This window comes from Aliivibrio sp. S4MY1 (genome assembly GCF_028765545.1).
In the GTDB taxonomy this organism is placed as follows: Bacteria; Pseudomonadota; Gammaproteobacteria; order Enterobacterales; family Vibrionaceae; genus Aliivibrio.
In genome coordinates, this window is sequence record NZ_JARACP010000011.1 from 125202 (window position 1) to 143686 (window position 18485).

General features: G+C 40.6%; 15 protein-coding genes. 11 read left to right on the plus strand and 4 right to left on the minus strand.

The features are described 5' to 3' along the window. Positions 1–5: 5 nt before the first annotated feature. The gene (locus PVK71_RS13825) at positions 6–305 is read left to right on the plus strand and encodes an ArsR/SmtB family transcription factor (protein ID WP_130044318.1); all 300 of its coding nucleotides are present in this window, start codon (positions 6–8) and stop codon (positions 303–305) included. Between the two features lie 202 nt (positions 306–507). On the opposite strand, the gene rpsT is transcribed toward PVK71_RS13825, so the two are convergent. Next, the gene (rpsT, locus tag PVK71_RS13830) at positions 508–768 is read right to left on the minus strand and encodes a 30S ribosomal protein S20 (protein ID WP_005417629.1); all 261 of its coding nucleotides are present in this window, start codon (positions 766–768) and stop codon (positions 508–510) included. 221 nt (positions 769–989) lie between these two features. Here rpsT and murJ point away from each other — a divergent pair, with 221 nt between their 5' ends. From murJ to carB, 9 genes are all read left to right on the plus strand, one after another. After that, entirely contained in the window at positions 990–2549 is a 1560-nt protein-coding gene (murJ, locus tag PVK71_RS13835; protein ID WP_274419354.1) for a murein biosynthesis integral membrane protein MurJ, read from the plus strand. Between the two features lie 89 nt (positions 2550–2638). Then, positions 2639–3571, plus strand: coding sequence for a bifunctional riboflavin kinase/FAD synthetase (gene ribF / locus PVK71_RS13840; protein ID WP_274419355.1), 933 nt, complete (start codon positions 2639–2641; stop codon positions 3569–3571). A 36-nt stretch (positions 3572–3607) separates the two neighbouring features. Continuing rightward, positions 3608–6466 (plus strand): isoleucine--tRNA ligase, encoded by a 2859-nt coding sequence (gene ileS / locus PVK71_RS13845; protein WP_274419356.1) that lies wholly within the window; start codon positions 3608–3610, stop codon positions 6464–6466. Continuing rightward, positions 6466–6981, plus strand: coding sequence for a signal peptidase II (gene lspA, locus PVK71_RS13850; protein WP_130046875.1), 516 nt, complete (start codon positions 6466–6468; stop codon positions 6979–6981). The genes ileS and lspA overlap by 1 nt, the downstream gene beginning before the upstream one ends. Positions 6982–7054: 73 nt before the next feature. Beyond that, complete coding sequence (gene fkpB / locus PVK71_RS13855; RefSeq protein ID WP_443111724.1) at positions 7055–7483, plus strand: FKBP-type peptidyl-prolyl cis-trans isomerase; 429 nt, start codon at positions 7055–7057, stop codon at positions 7481–7483. Positions 7484–7507: 24 nt separating this feature from the next. Then, the gene (ispH, locus tag PVK71_RS13860) at positions 7508–8452 is read left to right on the plus strand and encodes a 4-hydroxy-3-methylbut-2-enyl diphosphate reductase (RefSeq protein WP_274419357.1); all 945 of its coding nucleotides are present in this window, start codon (positions 7508–7510) and stop codon (positions 8450–8452) included. A gap of 71 nt (positions 8453–8523) precedes the next feature. Next, entirely contained in the window at positions 8524–9333 is an 810-nt protein-coding gene (dapB, locus tag PVK71_RS13865; protein WP_130044311.1) for a 4-hydroxy-tetrahydrodipicolinate reductase, read from the plus strand. 555 nt (positions 9334–9888) lie between these two features. Then, positions 9889–11046, plus strand: a complete 1158-nt coding sequence (gene carA / locus PVK71_RS13870) for a glutamine-hydrolyzing carbamoyl-phosphate synthase small subunit (protein WP_274419358.1) — start codon at positions 9889–9891, stop codon at positions 11044–11046. Between the two features lie 17 nt (positions 11047–11063). Beyond that, entirely contained in the window at positions 11064–14294 is a 3231-nt protein-coding gene (gene carB / locus PVK71_RS13875) for a carbamoyl-phosphate synthase large subunit (RefSeq protein WP_130046871.1), read from the plus strand. Positions 14295–14433: 139 nt separating this feature from the next. On the opposite strand, the gene dacB is transcribed toward carB, so the two are convergent. Beyond that, positions 14434–15840, minus strand: a complete 1407-nt coding sequence (gene dacB / locus PVK71_RS13880) for a serine-type D-Ala-D-Ala carboxypeptidase (protein ID WP_274419359.1) — start codon at positions 15838–15840, stop codon at positions 14434–14436. 142 nt (positions 15841–15982) lie between these two features. Continuing rightward, positions 15983–17005 (minus strand): porin, encoded by a 1023-nt coding sequence (locus PVK71_RS13885; protein WP_274419385.1) that lies wholly within the window; start codon positions 17003–17005, stop codon positions 15983–15985. Between the two features lie 594 nt (positions 17006–17599). Between PVK71_RS13885 and greA the strand changes: the two genes are divergently transcribed. Next, on the plus strand, positions 17600–18073 hold the full coding sequence (gene greA / locus PVK71_RS13890) for a transcription elongation factor GreA (protein WP_274419360.1): 474 nt from the start codon (positions 17600–17602) through the stop codon (positions 18071–18073). A 95-nt stretch (positions 18074–18168) separates the two neighbouring features. Here the strand turns inward: greA and yhbY are convergent, their stop codons facing one another. Continuing rightward, positions 18169–18465, minus strand: a complete 297-nt coding sequence (yhbY, locus tag PVK71_RS13895) for a ribosome assembly RNA-binding protein YhbY (RefSeq protein ID WP_105054030.1) — start codon at positions 18463–18465, stop codon at positions 18169–18171. Between the last annotated feature and the right edge of the window lie 20 nt (positions 18466–18485).

Sequence of the window (18485 nt, forward strand, 5' to 3'; positions counted from 1 at the left end):
TATTTATGAATTTACAGATGATGGCAGAGAATGGGCCAAAAGCCGTTACATTACTTAAAGCAATGGCAAATGAACGTCGTTTGTTTATTTTGTGTTTGCTGCTTGATGGGGAGCTATCGGTAGGACAAATTGCAGAACAGCTAGAGTTGAGCCAATCAGCATTGTCTCAGCATTTAGGTTGGTTACGTAAGGATGAGTTGGTATCAACAAGAAAAGAGTCTCAAACCGTGTACTACTCATTAAGTAGCCATGAGGTTAAGTCTGTCATTCAATTATTGCATGATCTGTATTGTCCAAAGAATTAATACGAGGCGATCACTTTTCTGCATAATATAGATAAGGTGCTTATACCAATCTAAGCAATTATCTGAACAACTACTTATCCAGAATGGTATTAAACATTGGTAGGGTAGAGAATCGTATCTTTTTTTATTTACCAAATAGCAGGCATAAAAAAACCGACCTAGGTCGGTTTTTTCTTATTTCTAACTGAGAATCAAATTTCTATTAAAGAGCTTTGATTGCTGCAGTGAAACGCGCTTTATGACGTGCAGCTTTATTCTTATGAATAAGGCCTTTAGTCGCCATGCGGTCTAGAAGTGGAGTTGCAGTTGCTAGTGCAGCAGTTGCAGCTTCTTTATCGCCAGCTTCGATAGCTGCGATAGTTTTTTTCATGTAAGTGCGCATCATTGAACGACGGCTAGCGTTGTGCTGGCGACGTCTTTCAGCTTGAGTTGCGCGCTTCTTAGCAGATTTACTATTTGCCAAGGGTCTAACTCCCAAAAACGTAGTTCGGTGACAATTTAAGGTCGGGAAATATGCATTCTTTGAACTTAAATGTCAACTGATTTGTGTAAAAACCAAGCTGAATCAAACAAAAATTTGATGAGAATGGCAAAACACGGTTAAGATGGCGTGCATTCTAACAGCATTTTTTCCAGTTAGTAAGCTCTTTATGGTAATCATCGCCATCTTTATGAGGTTTTTTTGTGAGTAAACGACTTTTACGTTCTGGCTTAATCGTCAGCATCATGACTTTAGTGTCTCGAGTACTCGGTTTAGTCCGTGATGTAGTAGTAGCAAATTTAATGGGAGCGGGCGCAGCAGCAGACGTTTTCTTTTTTGCGAATAAAATTCCTAACTTTCTACGTCGCCTATTCGCAGAGGGGGCTTTTTCACAAGCCTTTGTTCCCGTATTAACGGAATATCACGCCAGTGGGGATGATAATAAAACCCGTGAATTAATAGCAAAAGCATCGGGTACCCTTGGGGTTCTCGTTACCATTGTTACTTTTTTCGGGATTTTAGGTTCAGGAGCGGTCACTGCTCTGTTCGGCGCCGGGTGGTTTATGGATTGGCTTAATGATGGCCCGAATGCGCCTAAATTTGAACTTGCCAGTTTTCTTTTAAAGATTACCTTTCCTTATCTGTGGTTTATTACTTTCGTTGCACTCTCTGGCGCGATTCTAAATACCCTAGGTAAATTCGCAGTTTCTTCATTTACTCCCGTCTTTTTAAATATTGCTATTATTGCTTGTGCTTATTTTATTTCACCAAGTTTAGAACAACCAGAGATCGGCTTAGCGATTGGTGTATTTCTGGGCGGCTTGATTCAATTTTTATTCCAGCTTCCATTTCTTTATAAAGCGAAAATGTTGGTACGCCCACAATGGGGTTGGAATGATCCCGGTGTAACTAAAATCAGAACCTTAATGATCCCTGCATTATTTGGCGTATCAGTCAGTCAAATTAACTTGTTACTTGATACCTTTATTGCAAGTTTTCTAGCAACAGGTTCAATCAGTTGGTTGTATTATTCTGATCGCTTGTTAGAGTTTCCATTAGGGTTGTTTGGCATTGCAATAGCAACGGTAATATTACCTGCACTATCGAGAAAGCATGTGGATTCTGAAGGTGATGGTTTTTCACAGACCATGGATTGGGGGGTGAGAATGGTGATCTTACTTGGGATCCCTGCGATGTTAGGCTTAATGGTATTAGCAAAGCCGATGCTAATGGTGTTATTTATGCGTGGAGAGTTCTCTCCACACGATGTGAATCAAGCTTCTCTTTCTTTACTTGCATATGCGTCTGGATTACTTAACTTCATGCTAATCAAAGTATTAGCTCCAGGGTATTACGCACGACAAGATACAAAAACACCTGTTCGTTACGGTATTATAGCCATGGTAACTAACATGTTCTTTAACGCCATCTTTGCTTACTTTTACGGTTATGTTGGCTTGGCGATAGCTACCGCGTTATCTGCTCTCGTCAATATGACATTACTGTATCGCGGTCTGCATTTAGCCAATGTTTATAAGTTATCAAAAGAGACGATATTTTTTGTGCTTAAATTAATGGTTTCAGGCGCAGTCATGGTAAGTATTTTATTGTGGTTAATGCCATCAATGAGCGTTTGGCTAGAGTGGGACCTTATGAAACGAGTCATAATGCTTTTTTCTTTCATTGGGTTAGGTGCGCTAAGTTACTTGATAACCGCCGTTGTTTTTGGCCTGCGTCCTCGTCATTTACGAGTTTCAGCATAAAGTAAGAATTACGTTGTTCAGTGGTGCGAATGAACACATTAGTATATAATTCGTCAGTTTTTTTAAGCGAATAAATTGATATTGAGATAATGGAATTAATCCGAGGTATTCACAATATTACGCCAGGCCATAAAGGCTGCGTAATGACGATAGGTAATTTTGATGGTGTTCATTTAGGACATCAGCAAGTATTACAACAAGTTAAGTCTAAAGCCAAAGCGCTTGGCTTACCGTCTGTCGTCATGACTTTTGAACCTCAGCCTATGGAGTTTTTTGCAAAAGAAAAAGCCCCAGCACGATTAACCCGTTTACGAGATAAGTTTGTTCAGCTTAAAAAACTAGAAATAGAACGTTTATTGTGTATTAATTTTAATCAGAAATTTGCAGAACAAACCGCTGATGAGTTTGTCGAAGACTTGTTGGTTAGAGCATTGGGTGTTAAATTTCTGGTTGTTGGTGATGATTTTTGCTTTGGTAAACATCGCAAAGGAAATTTCGCCATGCTGCAAGAGGCCGGGAAAAAGTACGGTTTTGAAGTGGTAAATACACAAAGTTTTTGTTTAGAAAAACAAAGAGTAAGCAGTACGGCTATCCGTCATGCTCTCGCAAATGATAACTTAAGTGATGTCGCCACTATGTTAGGGCGAAATTACAGTATTACAGGCCGTGTCTCTCATGGTCGAAAGTTGGGGAGGACCATTGGTTTTCCTACAGCAAATATTCCATTAAAGCGTTGTGTTTCACCTGTGTCTGGCGTTTATGTTGTTCGAGCTAAAGACAAGAGTGGGAAACAATTAGGTGGTGTTGCTAATATTGGCAATCGCCCAACGGTGAATGGCGTTCGTCAGCAGCTAGAAGTACATTTTTTTGATTATCAAGCCAATTTATATGGCCAGCAATTGAATGTAGAATTACTTTGTAAGTTGCGTGATGAGCACAAATTTGAGTCATTTGACGCATTAAAACAACAAATAGAATTAGATTCTCAGGCAGCACGGGTGTGGCTGTCTGAAAATAGATAACATTTCATTTCGCCCAAGTAACGGAATTAAGAATCAATGAGTGACTATAAAGATACCTTGAACCTGCCTGAAACAGGATTCCCAATGCGTGGTAACTTGGCTAATCGTGAGCCAGAAATGCTTAAGCGTTGGTACGATGAAGATCTTTACGGTGAAATCCGTAAAGCGAAAAAAGGTAAGAAATCGTTCGTATTACACGACGGTCCTCCTTATGCAAATGGTGACATTCATATTGGTCACGCACTAAACAAGATTCTTAAAGACATTATTATTAAGTCGAAAACACTTTCAGGTTTCGATGCACCGTACATTCCAGGTTGGGACTGCCACGGCCTACCTATTGAATTAATGGTAGAAAAGAAAAAAGGTAAGCCAGGTCAAAAGATCTCTGCTGCTGAGTTCCGTGAAGAATGTCGTAAATACGCAGCTGGTCAAGTTGAAGGTCAAAAAGAGAGCTTCAAACGTTTAGGCATCATGGGCGAGTGGGATAAGCCTTACCGCACTATGGATTTTGGTACTGAAGCAAATATCATCCGTTCTTTAGGTAAAATTGCTGACCAAGGTCACCTACTTAAAGGTTTTAAACCTGTTCACTGGTGTACTGATTGTGGTTCAGCATTGGCTGAAGCAGAAGTTGAATACCAAGATAAAGTATCTCCATCTATTGATGTGCGTTTTATTGCAGCAGACGAAGCGGCAACATTAGCAAAATTCAGCACGCCTGAAGGTCATCAAGGTGAAGGTGAAGTATCCGTTGTTATCTGGACAACGACGCCTTGGACTCTTCCTGCTAACCGTGCAGTAGCATTACATGCTGATCTTGAATATGTATTAGTTCAAGTTGAAGCCCATGGTGAGCAAAAAGCACAACGTCTAATTCTTGCATCTGAACTAGCTAAATCGGTAATGGATCGTGCGGGTATCGAGCATTTCCATAACTTAGGTTTTGCAAAAGGGTCTGATTTAGAGCTTCTTCAATTCAATCACCCATTCTATGACTTTACGGTTCCTGCTATTTTAGGCGAGCACGTAACAACCGATTCAGGTACTGGTATCGTTCATACCGCTCCTGGTCACGGCCAAGAAGATTTCGTGGTTGGTAAGAAATACGATTTAGAAATTGCAAACCCAGTAGGATCAAATGGTGTATACCTTCCTGATACTGAACTATTTGCAGGTCAACACGTATTCAAAGCGAACGATTCAGTTCTTGAAGTACTAAAAGAAAAAGGCGCATTACTGCATCATCATGCGTACGAGCACAGCTACCCACATTGCTGGAGACACAAAACGCCAATCATCTTCCGTGCAACGCCGCAATGGTTCATCTCAATGGATCAAGCAGGTCTTCGTGCAAAAGCGTTAGAAGAAGTGAAGAGCGTTGAGTGGATGCCAGAATGGGGTCAAAACCGTATCGAAGGTATGATCGAAGGTCGTCCTGAGTGGTGTATTTCTCGTCAACGTACTTGGGGTGTGCCAATTGCTTTATTCGTTCATAAAGAAACGTCTGAATTACACCCTAATTCACTAGAGCTAATTGAAAAAGTAGCGAAGCTAGTTGAAGAAAAAGGCATTCAAGCGTGGTGGGATGTAGATGCCACTGAGCTAATGGGTGAAGACGATGCCGCTAAATACGAAAAAGTATTAGATACTTTAGATGTATGGTTTGACTCTGGTGTTACTCACTTCTCTGTAGTTGATTCTCGTGAAGAGTATGACTTCCCACAAGAAGAGAGAACACACAGCGCAGATCTTTACCTAGAAGGTTCAGATCAACACCGTGGTTGGTTCCAATCTTCATTGATCTCATCAGTAGCAATGAAAGGTAAAGCACCTTACCGCCAAGTACTAACACACGGTTTCGTGGTTGATGGTAACGGCCGTAAGATGTCTAAATCTATCGGTAACGTTGTTGCTCCTAAAGACGTAACAAACAAACTAGGCGCAGATATCCTTCGTCTATGGGTTGCTTCTACTGATTACACTAATGAAGTTGCGGTTTCTGATGAAATCCTAAAACGTTCAGCTGACGCATACCGTCGTATTCGTAATACAGCTCGTTTCTTCTTAGCTAACTTAAGCGGCTTTAACCCAGAAACTGATATCGTTCCTGCTGAAGAAATGGTTGCTCTTGATCGTTGGGCTGTTGGTCGTGCATTTGCTGCACAACAAGAAATCATCAAATCTTACGATGAATACAACTTGCATGAAGTAACTCAGCGTTTGATGCACTTCTGTTCAATCGAAATGGGTTCTTTCTACCTAGATGTAATTAAAGATCGCCAATACACAGCTAAGAAGAGCGGTCACGCTCAACGTAGTTGTCAAACTGCACTTTACTACATTGTAGAAGCATTGGTTCGTTGGATGGCACCAATCATGTCATTCACAGCAGATGAAATCTGGAATGAAATGCCAGGTGAGCGTGAGAAATTTGTATTCACAGGTGAGTGGTACCAAGGTCTGTTTGATCTTACTGAAGGTGAAGAGTTCAACAATGAATTCTGGACTGACATCCAATCAGTTCGTGCTTCGGTTAATAAATTACTTGAAGCTGCTCGTGGTGAGAAAGTTATCGGTGGTGCACTTCAAGCTGAAGTAACGCTATACGCTGATGACGCATTGATTGCTAAAATCAATAAATTAGAAGATGAACTGCGTTTTGTTCTTCTAACATCAAGCGCAACTGTTAAGCCACTTAGCGAAAAAACAGAATCAGCAAAAGCGACAGAGCTTGAAGGTCTGTTTGTAGATGTTGCAGCATCTGAAGCAGCGAAATGTGAGCGTTGTTGGCACCATGTTGCTGATGTAGGTACAATCGAAGGCCACGAAGAAGTATGTGGCCGTTGTGTATCTAACATTGACGGCGAAGGCGAAGAGCGTAAATTTGCATAATGACTAGCGATAATAAGACATTACCGCTGCTTAAAGAATCAGGACTCCGCTGGCTATGGTTAGCGGGGATCATCTTTATGGCAGACATCAGCATCAAGTTATTTGTGATGAAGGAAATGGGTTACGGTTGGGCAAACCGCATTGAAGTGTTGCCTTTCTTTAACTTCCTTTATGTTCATAACTACGGTGCAGCATTCAGTTTTTTAAGTGATCAAGCTGGTTGGCAACGCTGGTTCTTTACTGGTATTGCGATTGCTGTGTGTAGCTTGTTGGGTTATTGGATGCGTAAAGCACCACAAACTGACAAACTAAATAATATTGCTTATGCACTGATTATTGGTGGTGCGATTGGTAATGTGTTTGATCGTTTAGTTCATGGTTTTGTTGTTGATTACCTTGATTTTTTCTGGGGTAACTACCATTGGCCAGCATTTAACTTAGCAGACGCCGCCATTTGTATTGGAGCGGGACTGATCATCTTAGATGGTTTTCGCTCTGGTAAAAAAGAGCAATAAGGCCTAATTAGATATAATAAATTGAACGCTGCCCGAGAAGTCGAGTGGCGTTTTTTTTCAAGGAAAGATAATAATGAAAATAGAAAATAGCAGTGAAGTTACTCTACATTTCACCATAAAATTAAAAGATGGATCTGTTGCGGATAGTACATACAGTTCGGGTAAACCGGCTAAATTCATTATGGGCGATGGCAGCCTTAGTGATAATTTTGAAAAATGTTTATTAGGATTAGAGTCAGAACAATCAAAAAGTATTGAGCTTAATGCTGAAGATGCTTTTGGTCTTCCAAACCCTGATAATATCCACCATATGGATAGAAATCGTTTTATGGGTGATGCGGTAGCTGAAGTGGGAACTATTATGGCCTTTAGTGGCCCTGATGGAATGGATATTCCAGGAATAATCACGGAGATTGCTGGAGATTCTGTTACTGTGGATTTTAATCACCCATTAGCCGGTCAAGATGTTATCTTTGACGTAGAGATTGTAGCGGTTGGTTAATCCAACACAATAAAGAGATAAAAAATGAAAATAGTATTAGCAAACCCTCGTGGATTTTGTGCTGGTGTTGATCGTGCCATTAGCATTGTTGAGCGTGCACTTGAATTGTATGAAGCCCCAATTTATGTTCGCCATGAAGTGGTTCATAATCGTTTTGTTGTTGAGGGTTTAAAGCAGCGAGGTGCTATTTTTGTTGAAGAGTTAAGTGAAGTGCCAGACGACAATATCGTTATCTTTTCGGCTCATGGCGTTTCTCAAGCTGTACGTAAAGAAGCAAAAGAGCGCGCATTAACTGTATTTGATGCAACGTGTCCACTAGTAACGAAAGTACATATGGAAGTGGCTCGAGCAAGTAAGAAGAATATTGAAGTCGTACTGATTGGTCACGCAGGTCACCCTGAAGTGGAAGGTACGATGGGGCAATATGCCAATGAGACAGGTGGTATGTATTTGGTTGAAACCCCAAGTGATGTCATTAATCTTACGGTTAACGATCCAAGTAACTTGCACTATGTTAGTCAAACAACCTTGTCTGTAGATGAAACCGCTGATGTGATTGATGAGTTACGTCGAGTATTTCCTGAGATCCAAGGCCCTCGTAAAGATGATATTTGTTACGCAACCCAAAACCGTCAGGATGCAGTACGTGACATGGCAAGTCAGGTTGACGTAATGATTGTCGTTGGTTCAAAAAACTCCTCAAATTCAAATCGTTTACGTGAATTATCAGAAAAACTAGGTACAGCAAGTTATTTAATTGATTGTCCTGAAGACTTAAAAGAAGAGTGGTTAACCAATCAAGCTAAAGTTGGTGTAACTGCCGGGGCTTCAGCACCTGAAGAACTTGTTAACCAAATCATTGAACAAGTAAAAGCGTTTGGTGGTACGACGGTTGAAGAGTTAACTGGTCGTGAAGAAAATATGTTCTTTGAAGTGCCAAAAGAATTACAAATTAAAACTGTGTCTTAATACTTTACGTGTTGTGAATCAAAATTTGAGATAGAGTGCAAGGAAGCGAATTTAAAGGAGTAAAAATAAGAATGGTAAGAATAGCAATTGCAGGCGCAGCAGGAAGAATGGGCCGTAACTTAATTAAAGCAGTGAATGGCTCTCAGTTTGCCGTTCTTGCAGCAGCAAGTGAACACCCAGAATCAAGCTTAATTGGTGTTGATGTTGGAGAGATGGCTGGGTTAGGAAAATCAGGTCTTTCTATTGTGGATGATTTAGCAAAAGTGGTTGATGATTTTGATGTGATTATTGATTTTACACTTCCAATTTCAACCCTTAAAAATATCGAACTTTGTCAAGAGCACAAAAAAGCCATTGTTATCGGTACAACCGGCTTTAGTGAGCCAGGTAAAGCGCTTATCGATCAAGCTTCAAAAGACATTCCTATCGTAATGGCTCCTAACTACAGTGTTGGTGTTAACCTTGTCTTCAAGCTGTTAGAGAAGGCAGCAAAAGTGATGGGTGATTATTGTGACATTGAAATTGTAGAAGCGCATCACCGTTATAAAGTCGACGCACCCTCAGGTACAGCCATTGGTATGGGGGAAGCTATTGCGGGTGCTATGGGTAATAAACTTGAAGATGTTGCCGTATATGCTCGTGAAGGTATTACTGGTGAAAGAAGCAAAGATGAGATTGGATTTGCAACGATTCGAGCCGGAGATATTGTAGGCGAACATACGGCTATGTTTGCTGATATTGGTGAACGTGTTGAAATAACACATAAAGCAACGGATAGAATGACGTTTGCAAATGGTGCGGTGAGAGCCTCCCATTGGCTACATCAAAAGTCTCCTGGTTTCTATACCATGCACGATGTTTTAGAGCTAGATCAGCTATAACAATTATATTAAGCCCGAATCATTATTGATTTGGGCTTTTTTTTAACTGAACCAAATCAAATACAACTTAATCACTATTTATTCATTGTTAGTGCTCTGTATTACTGAGTTTTCTGGGTTGTGTAAATTTTTTGTTTTCTATTCGTTGTTTTATTTGCGCTTTACTTTTCTTGTGTTTTTGCTGGTTATTTACAGTATTTCACCTGGAGCTTTTGTTTTTTGATGTTTTGTTTGTTGTTTAACGTTTGCTTTGTTTTTATAAGTAATTTTAAATGATGAAAAAAGATTGAATATGCATAATTTTTATTTCGTAGTGATTTTTCATCATATTGATCTGGATAAATGCCTTTTTTACTGTGAAAATAGGTTTTTTGTAATGAGTTGTCTAAAAAAGTTATTTATCTTGGTGTTTTTTATTGACACTTATCCCAGATGTATCTAAAATTTCGCCAATTTGTCAAAATTCGAGCTTTTAGTTTGTATTTTGGGTTTCAAAAAAACAGTTTTGCAATTATATTGATTAAAACTGAATACTTATTATGTTTGGAGGTTGTCTTGAGTAAATCAGCGCTGTTAGTCCTAGAAGATGGGACAGTGTTCCGCGGTCAATCGATTGGAGCAGATGGCTCGGCCGTTGGTGAAGTCGTTTTTAATACCTCGATGACGGGGTACCAAGAAATTCTTACTGATCCTTCCTATTCTCAACAAATCGTTACTCTTACTTATCCTCACATTGGCAATACCGGAATCAATTCCGAAGATGAAGAATCTTCTTCTATCCACGCTCAAGGCCTTGTGATTCGCGATCTTCCTCTTCTAGCTTCAAACTTCCGCAGTGAACAAACTCTTTCTGAATACCTTAAATCTCAAAATATCGTCGGCATTGCTGATATCGATACGCGTAAATTAACTCGGATCTTACGTGAGAAAGGTGCTCAAAACGGTTGTATTGTCGCGGGCAATAATTTAGATGAAGCATTTGCGCTAGCTCAAGCAAAAGAGTTCCCAGGTCTTAAAGGCATGGATTTAGCAAAAGAAGTAACGACTTCTGAAGCTTACCAATGGAAGCAAGGTTCTTGGACATTAACTGGCGGTTTGCCAGAAGAAAAAGCAGACAGTGAGTTACCATTCCACGTTGTTGCTTACGATTTCGGCGCTAAACGTAACATCTTACGTATGTTAGTAGACCGTGGTTGTCGCCTAACGGTTGTTCCAGCACAGACTTCAGCAGAAGAAGTGTTAGCAATGAATCCAGATGGCGTATTCCTATCAAATGGCCCTGGTGACCCTGCGCCATGTACTTACGCAATTGAAGCTACGAAAGTGTTCTTAGAAAAAGGGTTACCAATCTTTGGTATCTGTCTTGGCCATCAAATTCTTGCTTTAGCATCAGGCGCTCAAACCGTAAAAATGAAGTTTGGTCACCACGGTGCAAACCACCCAGTTAAAGACTTAGATCGTGATGTGGTTATGATCACTGCACAGAATCACGGTTTTGCTGCGGATGAAGAAACACTTCCTGCGAACTTGCGTGCAACGCACAAATCATTATTTGATGGTACGTTGCAAGGCATTCATCGTACAGATAAGCCTGCATTTAGCTTCCAAGGTCACCCTGAAGCAAGCCCGGGTCCACACGATGCCGCGCCATTGTTTGACCATTTCATTGAATTGATTCAGCAGTCTATTTCAGACAAGACAAATAAAGCTTAATTCGGAGTAGTAATAAGATGCCAAAACGTACTGACATTAAAAGCGTTCTAATTCTAGGTGCAGGCCCAATCGTAATCGGCCAAGCATGTGAATTTGACTACTCTGGTGCACAAGCGTGTAAAGCACTTCGTGAAGAAGGCTATCGCGTTATTCTTGTGAACTCTAACCCTGCAACAATCATGACTGACCCAGACATGGCTGATGCAACATACATTGAGCCTATCCATTGGGAAGTGGTTCGTAACATTATCGAAAAAGAGCGTCCAGATGCAGTTCTACCTACAATGGGTGGCCAAACGGCATTGAACTGTGCGCTTGATTTAGAAAAGCACGGCGTTCTTGCTGAATTCGGTGTTGAGATGATTGGTGCAACGGCTGATGCAATTGATAAAGCAGAAGACCGTTCACGTTTCGATAAAGCAATGAAGTCAATTGGCCTTGAGTGTCCAACGGCTGATACGGCAAAAACAATGGAAGAAGCTTACAAAGTACTAGAGATGGTAGGCTTCCCTTGTATCATTCGTCCATCATTTACGATGGGGGGTACCGGTGGTGGTATCGCTTATAACAAAGAAGAATTTGATGAAATTTGTCGCCGTGGTTTGGATCTTTCTCCAACCAATGAACTTTTAATCGATGAATCTCTTATCGGTTGGAAAGAATACGAGATGGAAGTGGTTCGAGATAAGAACGACAACTGTATTATCGTATGTGCGATTGAAAACTTTGACGCGATGGGCATTCACACGGGTGACTCAATCACGGTAGCGCCTGCACAAACACTAACAGACAAAGAATACCAATTAATGCGTAATGCTTCTCTAGCTGTACTGCGTGAGATTGGTGTTGAAACGGGTGGTTCAAACGTACAGTTTGGTATTAACCCGAAAGATGGCCGTATGGTTATCATTGAAATGAACCCACGTGTATCTCGTTCATCTGCACTTGCATCTAAAGCAACGGGTTTCCCTATTGCAAAAATTGCAGCAAAATTAGCTATTGGCTTTACGCTTGACGAGCTAATGAATGACATTACAGGTGGTGCAACGCCAGCGTCATTTGAACCAACAATTGATTACGTTGTTACTAAGATCCCTCGTTTTAACTTCGAAAAATTCGCAGGCGCTAACGACCGTCTTACCACTCAAATGAAATCGGTTGGCGAAGTAATGGCTATCGGCCGTAACCAACAAGAATCGCTACAAAAAGCACTGCGTGGCCTAGAGGTTGGCGCGACAGGCTTTGATGAAATGGTTGATCTTGATGCGCCTGATGCATTAACTAAAATTCGCCATGAACTAAAAGATGCAGGTGCTGAGCGTATTTGGTACATCGCTGATGCATTCCGTGCTGGTATGTCAGTTGATGGTGTATTCAACCTAACAAATGTTGACCGTTGGTTCCTAGTTCAAATCGAAGATCTAGTGAAGATGGAAGCAGAAGTTAAAGCGGGCGGCTTCGCTAGCTTAAATGCAGACATGTTACGTAAACTAAAACGTAAAGGTTTTGCGGATGCGCGTCTTTCTAAACTATTAGGTGTGGGTGAAAGTGAAATCCGCCGTCTACGTGACCAGCATGATATTCACCCTGTCTACAAGCGTGTCGATACGTGTGCTGCTGAGTTTTCATCAGATACGGCTTACATGTACTCATCTTATGATGAAGAGTGTGAAGCAAACCCAACAGACAAAGATAAGATCATGATCTTAGGTGGCGGTCCAAACCGTATCGGCCAAGGTATTGAGTTTGACTACTGTTGTGTACACGCATCATTAGCACTACGTGAAGATGGCTACGAAACTATCATGGTTAACTGTAACCCTGAGACCGTTTCTACCGATTATGATACGTCTGACCGTCTATACTTCGAACCAGTAACTCTGGAAGATGTACTAGCAATTGCTCGTGTTGAAAAGCCAAAAGGTGTGATTGTTCAATACGGTGGTCAAACGCCACTTAAATTGGCGCGTGCTCTAGAAGCGGCAGGTGTTCCAATCATTGGTACAAGCCCTGATGCTATCGACCGTGCAGAAGACCGTGAGCGTTTCCAAGTTGCAGTAGACCGCCTAGAGCTTCTACAACCAGAAAATGCAACCGTAACAACAATGGAGCAAGCAATTGAGAAATCGAAAGAAATTGGCTTCCCATTAGTTGTACGTCCTTCTTATGTTCTTGGTGGTCGTGCGATGGAAATCGTATATGACGAGCAAGACTTACGTCGTTATTTCAATGAAGCGGTTAGCGTTTCAAATGAATCTCCAGTACTTCTTGATAGCTTCCTAGATGACGCAATCGAAGTCGATGTAGATGCAATTTGTGACGGTGAACAAGTGGTTATCGCTGGTATCATGGAGCACATCGAGCAAGCGGGTGTTCACTCAGGTGACTCAGCGTGTTCTCTTCCTGCTTATACGTTAAGCGAAGAAATCCAAGATGTAATGCGTGATCAAGTACGTAAGCTGGCATTCGAGCTGGGTGTTCGTGGCTTAATGAATACACAGTTTGCAGTTAAAGATAATAATGTATATTTAATCGAAGTTAACCCACGTGCTGCTCGTACGGTTCCATTCGTATCTAAAGCAACAGGTGCGCCAATTGCGAAGATTGCTGCACGAGTAATGGCGGGTCAATCGTTAGAGTCTCAAGGTTTTACGAAAGAGATTATCCCACCATACTACTCAGTTAAAGAAGTGGTTTTACCGTTCAATAAGTTCCCTGGCGTTGATCCACTGTTAGGCCCTGAAATGCGTTCAACGGGTGAAGTGATGGGTGTTGGTGCAACGTTTGCTGAAGCATTTGCAAAAGCAGAATTAGGTTGTAGCAAAGAGTACCCAGAAGGTGGTCGTGCATTACTTTCTGTTCGTGAAGGCGATAAGAAACGTGTTGTAGATTTAGCAAAACACCTTGTTAAATTAGGTTACCAACTGGATGCGACTCACGGTACAGCGGTTATTCTTGGCGAAGCAGGTATTAACCCTCGTCTAGTGAACAAAGTACACGAAGGTCGCCCTCATATTCTTGACCGTATCAAAAATGGTGAATACACCTACATCGTAAATACTGCAGCAGGTCGTCAAGCGATTGAAGATTCTAAAGTATTGCGTCGTGGTGCATTGGCTGAGAAAGTGAACTACACAACAACGCTAAATGCAGCATTTGCTAGCTGTCTAGCGCATGAAGCGGATGACCGTAAAACGGTTAATTCGGTTCAAGAGCTTCACGCAAAAGTGGCTGCTAAATACGCTTAATTACAATGTTAGTTACGAAATATATTAGCTAACTAATAATAAAAATCCCGAAGAATGCGAGTTCTTCGGGATTTTTCATTTGTCTTTTCTAGTTAACAAGCAAGAATGATCACATACTTATGTAGATTGGTATAAAATCCTAATCTTTTGAGAGTTCAATTAACTCTTGGTAAAAGTTTTTCTCAAAGGTATCAATAGGGCGCTCAACTGGTGTTGCGCCTTCTTTTGCTGCAACAGGGTGATAATCTGCAACAAATTGAACAAACAGCTGAGGTGCTTGATTCTCTAAACCCACAAACCCAGCCATATTATAACTACCAAACAGTGAGCCGCTTTTCGATTTCATGCTGCCTTTAATGGGTTCTTTACGCATGCTGTTACGATACTTTAAGGTGCCATCAATGCCTGATATTGGTAATAGGTCAATCAAGCCTAATTCTTTATCGTGTTTATATAGATATTGCAGGATTGATGTCATTTGATTTGCTGTCATACGGTTATTACGAGATAAACCAGAGCCATCAACCAGCACCGCATTGCTTAAATCAATATTCGCTTGTTTTAGTAAAATATCTTTAATTGCCGCAGTACCATTAGTGAAGCTGCCTGCTTGTTGGTAATTCAAATGACCTAGCATCTTGGTTAAGTTATCAGCGTAATGGTTATCAGATTTTTTAAGCATATGATCCAACAATTCCATTAATGGTTTTGAGCTGTGCATCGCTAATTTATTGCCAGTAATAACTGGCGCATCTGGTTTTCCAAAACGCACTTCACCATTAAGTTTAATATTGTGCTCATTTAAAATTTTAAGCACCGTTTGCTCGGTGAAATCTTGTGTGTCTTGTACTGCAAATTTTAGAGGAAGCGGTTTGTTACGATTAACCAAGCAGCCATTTAGCTCATAATGGTTACCTTGGGTAGTTAGCTCTAGATCGCAGAAGGTCGACTCTTGTTCTTCTCTACTCACACTTTTAGCGTAGCTAGAAAAAGAGATAGGTTGATGAATAGGAACAAAGACTCTGGTACTTCCATCATCATGAGTTGTGATCGAAGCTTGTACGCAGTTCTCATCAATACTGAATGCACTCGATGGGGCACTATAACACACGCCTAGAATATCCCATGGCCAACCAACCGCTCGCTCATAACCTGTGAAAATGGTGCCGTCGATCCATAAATCGCCTTGAATAGTCTTGATATCACCTTCATCAAACAGAGAAGAGAGTTGCTTACGTGATAAAGAGGGATCACCTGTGAAAGTCAGCACGATGTCTTTATCTGCTTTATATAAAGAGGTTTCAAAAGAGAACTCTTTTCCTAGTGCTAATCGAGCGGCCAATGCGGTGGCAATTTTTAAGGTACTCGCGGGTGGCAGCAGTTCATCTTGCTTTTGTTGAAACTCTATCTTATTTGATTGTAGATTTTCGACAGTAATAGCGGTTCTGCTACCTGATGGGAGAGAAGAAAGTGTCTCTTTAATATCAGCAATACTTGAAAAAGAAATAAGACTGAGTGCGATAAGGGTGTAACGAGAAAAAAACATGATGAGCTCAATTTGAAAATAATGAGATATCTTAACGTCTGTTGATCATGATGTGTAATGAATAAGAAAAAATTAATGGAATATCACAAAGAAAAAACGCCCACCGAGGTGAGCGCTTTATTTAAGTAAGAGTTAAGACTGATTAGAAGTCGTAACGCATACCTAGAGCTAGTTCGTCTTCTGCGTCTGCACTTGTTGCATTGCCGTTAAGACCAGATGTTGAACCAATCTTATCGCCCTTGCTGATCAGGTTGAAGTTGTAAGAGATGTACGTACGGAAGTTAGCATTGAAGAAGTACGTTGCATCTACAGCAAAGTTATCAGCTGATGTTTCATCATTTGTTTCTGCGTTGTTATACGTAGAAGTAAATACTGTTTTACCCATGGTATAAGCGACAGCTGCTTCGTAACCTGTGTAATCAACAGAACCGTTGTGGTATGTAGTTACACCAGCTGCGCTTGTTGATTTTTGCTTTTCACCATTAGTGAATGTACCTGCGAAGTATAGGTCACCCATAGTGTAAGAACCTGCAAACATCATTTCGTTCGCATCAGCTTGGTCTGCGTAACCAGCACCTAGTTTGAAGCCTGAATCACCGAACGCGTAGATACCAGATAGTGCGTAACCGTCGTTAGAGATCTCACCTTTATCTGCATCATCAAAACGGTAGTTTGCTTTAGCAGAGAAGTCACCGAATGTGCCTTTGTAGCCAAGGTTGTTGTTTGTACGGTCAGCTACAGAGATTTTATCTGCTGCTGAGTTACCAGCGTAAGCCATGATATCGGTAAAGTCAGTGATAACACCTAGTGCGCCATCGTTTTTACCGTAAGTTACTTCACCAAAGTTACCGCCAAGACCAGCGTATGTGTAACGGTTGTTTAGGCCGTTAGAACCAGAATCAGTAGCTAGACCGTTATCATTGTTAGTGAACTCACCTTCGTAGAAACCTACACCATATAGGCCGTCAGTAATTTGAGTCGTACCTTTAAAGTTTAGACGTACACGAGTTTTATCAGCAGCATCACCATCTTTCACAGATAGGCGAGCTTCAGCACGGCCGCCCATTTCTAGAGTTTGGTCTGCGCCTTTGTAGATTTCTGCTGCATTTACTGCGCCAGCTGACGTAATTGCTGCTACTGCTAGAGCTAATACTGATTTGTTCATCATTATTCTAATTCCTATAAGGGTGGAGGAGATTATGTCCATTTTAAGTGAAGTCAGTAATAGATAGCTTCTTATGTTTAAGAATAGTTATCACTTACTTCACCGTTTCAATAGGTTTATTTTCAGGGTTAACGCGATAAAAAGGTTAGTAAAACAATCTAAAAACTGCAATTGCACACTGTTTTTAATTATTTTTTTGTGATTTAGATCGTTATTTTTCAGTTGGTTATCGTTTTTGTAGAAAGTTTGTCTATAAAGTGAACTATAGGATGTTTTATGTTTTTTTTAGTTTTACCTATAAAAATTACGTGACAGCGATCGCATTTTGTATTTTATCTGGCCTTGTTTTTTGTGCTTGCTTTGTTATTTGAGACGAACTTCTTATTAATGTTACTGTCGAGGTAAAAACAAATCTTAGAAAACAAACAACAGAATAGGTGATAAAAGCCATTTCTTTGTTTACACTAGAGGAAATTAAATTTAGACAGAAACACTGAAGATAAATAACTTGTTGGTGAAGGTTCACCGGTAAAGTTATCTTTGGTGGGATTTTTATTTGCTGAATTTGTAATTTCAGCTTTAGAGGTAGAAAATATGGATAAGGTACCAATGACGGTACGTGGCGAGAAGCTACTGCGTGATGAACTGGAAGTATTATTAAAACGTCGCCCTTTGATTTCAAAAGCGATTGGTGAAGCTCGTGAGCTTGGTGACTTAAAAGAGAATGCCGAATATCACGCTGCTCGTGAAGAACAAGGTATTTGTGAAGCGCAAATCCGTGATATCGAATATAAACTATCGGTAGCGCAAGTGATTGACGTAACAAAAATGACCAACACAGGTAAAGTTATTTTTGGTGCTACCGTAACGCTTATCGATGTAAATACTGATGATGAAGTGAAGTACCAGATTGTTGCTGATGATGAAGCAAACATTAAAGAAGGTCGAATTTCAGTAAATTCTCCAATTGCTCGTGGCCTTATTGGCAAAATGGCTGGGGATGAAGTGAACATTCAAACACCTGGCGGTACAAAAGAATTTGAAATCGAAGCAGTTGACTATATTTAAGAGTTACTGTTATAGATGATATAAAGGCCGCGTAGCTATCTTCAATAAGAAAACTAGGACGGCCTTTTTAATTTCTTACAACATTAATGTAGAAATTATTTTCTAGGGATCTCGATTTTACGAGCTTCGCTAGCGCGGAATAGAACAAGTGTCTTACCGATAACTTGTACTTTTTCAGCTTCAGTTTCACGAATGATTGCGTCAACAATCAATTGCTTAGTATCACGGTCTTCAGAAGCGATTTTAACTTTGATTAGCTCGTGGTGATTAAGCGCAATCTCAATTTCAGCTACTACAGCTTCAGTAAGACCATTTGAACCCATCATTACAACGGGTTTTAAATTGTGAGCAAGGCCTTTAAGGTGTTGCTTCTGTTTTGTGCTTAGGTTCATATATACCCGATTTTTTCTAT

Excerpts from the sequence above, each read along its gene's own strand:
- PVK71_RS13825 (WP_130044318.1), top strand. The coding sequence starts at position 6 with ATGAATTTACAGATGATGGCAGAGAATGGGCCAAAAGCCGTTACATTA.
- ribF (WP_274419355.1), top strand. The coding sequence starts at position 2,639 with ATGGAATTAATCCGAGGTATTCACAATATTACGCCAGGCCATAAAGGC.
- ileS (WP_274419356.1), top strand. The coding sequence starts at position 3,608 with ATGAGTGACTATAAAGATACCTTGAACCTGCCTGAAACAGGATTCCCA.
- lspA (WP_130046875.1), top strand. The coding sequence starts at position 6,466 with ATGACTAGCGATAATAAGACATTACCGCTGCTTAAAGAATCAGGACTC.
- fkpB (WP_443111724.1), top strand. The coding sequence starts at position 7,055 with ATGAAAATAGAAAATAGCAGTGAAGTTACTCTACATTTCACCATAAAA.
- ispH (WP_274419357.1), top strand. The coding sequence starts at position 7,508 with ATGAAAATAGTATTAGCAAACCCTCGTGGATTTTGTGCTGGTGTTGAT.
- dapB (WP_130044311.1), top strand. The coding sequence starts at position 8,524 with ATGGTAAGAATAGCAATTGCAGGCGCAGCAGGAAGAATGGGCCGTAAC.
- carB (WP_130046871.1), top strand. The coding sequence starts at position 11,064 with ATGCCAAAACGTACTGACATTAAAAGCGTTCTAATTCTAGGTGCAGGC.
- dacB (WP_274419359.1), bottom strand. The coding sequence starts at position 15,840 with ATGTTTTTTTCTCGTTACACCCTTATCGCACTCAGTCTTATTTCTTTT.
- PVK71_RS13885 (WP_274419385.1), bottom strand. The coding sequence starts at position 17,005 with ATGAACAAATCAGTATTAGCTCTAGCAGTAGCAGCAATTACGTCAGCT.
- greA (WP_274419360.1), top strand. The coding sequence starts at position 17,600 with ATGGATAAGGTACCAATGACGGTACGTGGCGAGAAGCTACTGCGTGAT.
- yhbY (WP_105054030.1), bottom strand. The coding sequence starts at position 18,465 with ATGAACCTAAGCACAAAACAGAAGCAACACCTTAAAGGCCTTGCTCAC.